3 protein-coding genes are annotated in these 4,480 nt (G+C 47.4%); all 3 read right to left on the bottom strand.

Translation table 11 applies throughout. From position 1 onward, the window contains the following. Positions 1–75: 75 nt before the first annotated feature. Genes ABD892_RS11535 through tssK form a run of 3 tightly spaced genes read right to left on the bottom strand, consistent with a single transcriptional unit; the run spans position 76 to position 4,008 of the window. Entirely contained in the window at positions 76–1,857 is a 1,782-nt protein-coding gene (locus ABD892_RS11535; protein WP_345195813.1) for a type VI secretion protein IcmF/TssM N-terminal domain-containing protein, read from the bottom strand. 1 nt (position 1,858) lies between these two features. Further along, a complete protein-coding gene (locus ABD892_RS11540; RefSeq protein WP_345195815.1) occupies positions 1,859–2,683 on the bottom strand; it encodes a DotU family type IV/VI secretion system protein in 825 nt (274 codons plus the stop codon). Positions 2,684–2,694: 11 nt separating this feature from the next. Beyond that, the gene (gene tssK, locus ABD892_RS11545; RefSeq protein WP_345195816.1) at positions 2,695–4,008 is read right to left on the bottom strand and encodes a type VI secretion system baseplate subunit TssK; all 1,314 of its coding nucleotides are present in this window, start codon (positions 4,006–4,008) and stop codon (positions 2,695–2,697) included. Positions 4,009–4,480: the final 472 nt, after the last annotated feature.

Here is a 4,480-nt window from a genome sequence, read left to right on the forward strand (position 1 = left end):
AATCTGATTAACCCGGTCACCTGGAATTAAGAGATTGACCCGATTGATTGCCAGGTAAATCAAGAACTCACGGATTCAGGTATCACTCAACCCGGAAAGACTGTCCCTCGCCTGATTCAGCAGGGAGACATCCGGTAACTGTACCGGATAGTTCGATAGCGAAAGTAGGTCACTGGCCTGTTCCGAGAGTCGGTATTCATTGATAACGGATAAACTGTATTCTTCACTGACGATGGGCAAGAGCCCTTGAATCAATTCTCTTTTGTGGAGTAGGCCAGGATCATACAACATCTGATACAAGCGAAGTCGATCAAATACAGACTGGATTTCGGCATTGACAAGCTGCACCTCCAACGCCTGTGCTGCACTCTTGACGAGGTATGGATATAACCGGTTTTTCAACTGCTCGTCATAGAAGTGACGAAACGTATTGGAATAACTCCTGACAGCCCAATGCGCAATGAGAAAACGCATCGGTAGCTGTTCATAGGTTTTATTCAATGTCTGCAATATTTGCAGCTGCTCGAGGGTAGATTCAAGCGTCTCATCGCTACTGCCACGCGCCCTGATCCTTTCCGTGACATAAGTATCCACGACGCGACTTGTTTCCGTATTCAGCTGTTCTAATTGATCAAGGTTGAGATAACACCACCAGGCCACTCCACCGACAAACAGGAACGCACCCGCCACAAAAACGCCACCCCACATACGATGAAAGAACTGTGCCGTACGATTAGCCCCGGCATATTGGGACATAGGCAAAAACACCTGGTGGAACAATCCACTGGCAAAAGCCGTGTCTGCCGTGCATGGGTGCGCCAGCGCTGTCGACAATCCAAAATACTGGTGACACCACCTCGCCAGCAGGCTGGTCACCGCCTCTGTCTCTCCGGATGCGATGAGCAGGTAACCCCTCAGTTGCGGACGCTGTTTATCAAACGCATGATCAAAATAGTTAACCAACTTGCCAAGCCAGGCACCGAGTTGTATGAACTCAAAAACAAGCGCAAGACTGTCATTACACAGGGCATCATCATAATCATTGCTGATTGCATGAACCTGCTTACAAAAGAGCTGCTGCATTTGTGTTTGCCAGCTTTCTCTAAACCATTCACTGGCAGGTTTCTGTAATTCATCGCGCCACGCCCCCCATGCCTTAGAGCGTTCTTCACGACTGAAATTTCGATTCAGCACCGCCCGGGAAAAGATCGTATCAATGCCGGCTGTCATGAAAAGTATCGGGAGTGACTGACCAATGCGCTCACACAGCCGAATAATATGCTGTGGCAACTCTTTACCAAAAACCGCATTCTCCTGTAAAACCTCTGGTGATGTATCAATCAGAACACCACTGAACGTCCTGCTTTTTCGATAATGGTGAATCCTACCCAGCAACTCACTCAATAACGGATCCCTCTTATCCAGAGACAATAATTTATTGGACGGACAGATGAAGACGGTACGACCTTCAGTCCATATCTCAATCCAGTTGAGAACCTTGTCATTATCAGGGGGAAGCAAGCGAAAGCGCAGCGCTGCCATCAGCGCATTGGATTCTTTAGGCTCAGCATGAATCACGTAGAACCATGGAAAAAATGTCGTTTTTTCACGAATACTGGCCTGGTAGGCCATTAACTGGCTCATGTACTCTGAAACCAGCTTTGCCGGTTCTGACAGTTGCCTGTACCGGGTGATAACAAGAAACAACAGGCACAAAAAGGCCACCAGGAAAACAATGACACCAGCACCGGTTACCCATGCGCCATAAACGGAATGCCCCGACATCATCACAGCCATCCCTAATGCCGTCGCGATGATGCCGAGTATCAGGAACGCCAGTATGATAAAGACAAGCACTTTATTTCTTAGGGAAAAGAGCATGACGAATGTCCGAGGGGCTTACCTCCGTATTATCATCAAACAGCTGATTGATACGCTGTGTCTCATCCAGTATTTCTGTACGCAAACGGTATTGCATTGAAACAGACCATAAAGTGGCACCGATAACCAGGGTGACAACACAGACGGTGGCCACAATGCTTATTGGCCATTTTTTTATGTGCCAACGGGTTTTAAACCGGGTACTCCGGTCATTGATATCGATAAAAACAAACGGCTGCTCCCGCAAATACCGATTTCGACCCAGCTGTTTTTTCAGTTGCGAATAGAGCTCACTGATACGCTCCTTTCCGTCATGCCTGAACTGCCCCCTGAACCCCATTTTCATACAGAGGTATGCAACCAGTAACAATGAAGGGTTGGGCGTTGGATGCTGCAACCACTGTCCCAGCAAGTCAAAACAGTGTACGCCGGCATCGCCCCGAAAGAACAATCGACTGCAGAGTGTTTCCTGTCGCCAGGCTGCCCCCCAGCGACTCATCATGATTTTTTCATCAATGGCAGCAGACACCCACATACAACCTACCGACGTCACTTCATCAGGGTAAGACTTCTGCAGTTTTATCGCTGTTTCGGTTAGCTGCCCAAATAAACTGTCAGGGACAGCGCTCTGGTCACTGAGACGATTAATGTGACTGAGAACAGCCAGAAATGGGTATAAGCGATTAACCAGCGGATCTTTCAGGTCTACCCAGTCCAAAATCAACGGCACATCCTGACGGTGTTCTTTATCCGAAGCCGTCTGGCCCAGTTCAGGATTCCCCTGTGCTTTGATATCAGGCATATGAATACTCTTCAGCGCCGTACAATGAATAAACGTATATTGAAGCTACCCAGTTGCTGAAACGCATGAATGACCAGTGGCATATGGTTGTTGATGGCCTCCTTGATCAGATCTGACTCGGTATCAATTTCATAGAAGCAATGATCTGGTAGATTGAGTTCAAACGGAGGAATCGATAACCGGGAAAGCGTAATACCTTTGATCGCTGTCGAAACCAGTTGATCAATCCGATTTTTAGGCCCCAGTGTAATCAGGTTAAGGATGTCACCGGGATTTTCTCGAACCCTTTTCTCTGGAATTGCCATAATGAAACGGCTTTTGTCGTCAATATCGCCGGTCAATGCATACTCCCAGCGACGGTCGGCCGGCTTCGCTTCTTTTGGCAGTAGCTCCCATACGTATTCATAACTGGCTGCCTGGATAAACTCCTCCAGACAACCAAAAAGCGGCGTAAACGCCTGCTCAAGACTGTTGAACGTCAACCCCTTAGGTTCAGGAAATGGACGCTGGCTGATTGTACTCAGCGCACCACATAACGTGATCAACTCATCGTAAAGCTGTGCGGTATTAATACGACGATGCATCCTGATGCTCCCAAGGCGGGCCTCCCATTGCCGGAGGAGAATTTGCCAGAGCTGATCATGGTAAAGTGCCTGCAGGCTTTTATAGCTTTTACCACTGTGGATACGGTTTTCAATGAGCTTGGCGCGGTGACTCAGCTGCGCATAGAACTCTTTCAAGCGGCTGCTCAAAACCGTACTGGCCTTGGCACAGAGTACGGGCGGAATAAACGCAGGATCCAATACCACCCCGCCGCCACTATCCAGCTCCTTGACCTTTGCCACCGCCAGGGTCGAATAGTTACTCAAGTCCCGCCCACCCAGCTGAAGCTGGAAGTTATATTCCGCGAGTGAGATATTGACTGCCGGATTGTCCTTATTCGTATTGTCCGTGATTTCATCACTGGACAGCAGGTAACGAAAATTGACCTCTTCCCTGCTACCGACCTCTTGATCCCCGTAGCTTCGTAGCGGAATCGTCAGATAGACGATAAGATCCGTACTGCCATCAGGGATATCTATCACCATTTCACGGGAGATATTAAATGGCGTTGCATCAGGAAAAACGCCTTTTGCGAATCTCAGCCCCACCTTGCCTGAAGGCATTAACTCCCTGGCCAGCTGAAGTTCGATGAAGCCAAAATCATCACCTCCCAGTGTACGAAAGTACTGCATTGCGAGATCAGCAAAATAACGCTCCTGTTGCTGAAAATGCTGAGGAGCAACATGAGCTCCCTCAAGCCATGCGACTGCTGCGTGATTCACATTTGTGAGCCTGCGTTAACAAAACGAATGGAAAGGAAAGGAAATAACTTTGAAAATCAATATAGGTTACAAAATCAGAGATGACCACGAAAATCCTGCTGTTCAATTTGGATCAATTGATGCAACTGTAACAAACAGTCATACCCAAGATTAGCCATCTAGATCATGCGGCTTCAATTACCATCTTGATGGTTAGCATCATCAGCCAAAAAGCGCAAAACAAACAACTCTATTGAATAAAAATTATAGGTAAAAAAGAAAATAACTCTGCCAAATTATTATAAAAACACGACAATATCGACATACATTAAGGACAGATAAACACATGCACTCGATCACTCAGGATAATTGTTAATTTATTGACATCATATACACACACCTTCTTAGAAAGTTAAATGACCTCCGGCAAAGCCGGAGGCTTATTAGATGACGCCCTCAAAGGGCTTTTATTGCGCCCATGGGCGCGAGTCCC

The organism is Kistimonas scapharcae (assembly GCF_039540975.1).
GTDB lineage: Bacteria > Pseudomonadota > Gammaproteobacteria > Pseudomonadales > Endozoicomonadaceae > Kistimonas > Kistimonas scapharcae.

Excerpts from the sequence above, each read along its gene's own strand:
- ABD892_RS11540 (WP_345195815.1), bottom strand. The coding sequence starts at position 2,683 with ATGCCTGATATCAAAGCACAGGGGAATCCTGAACTGGGCCAGACGGCT.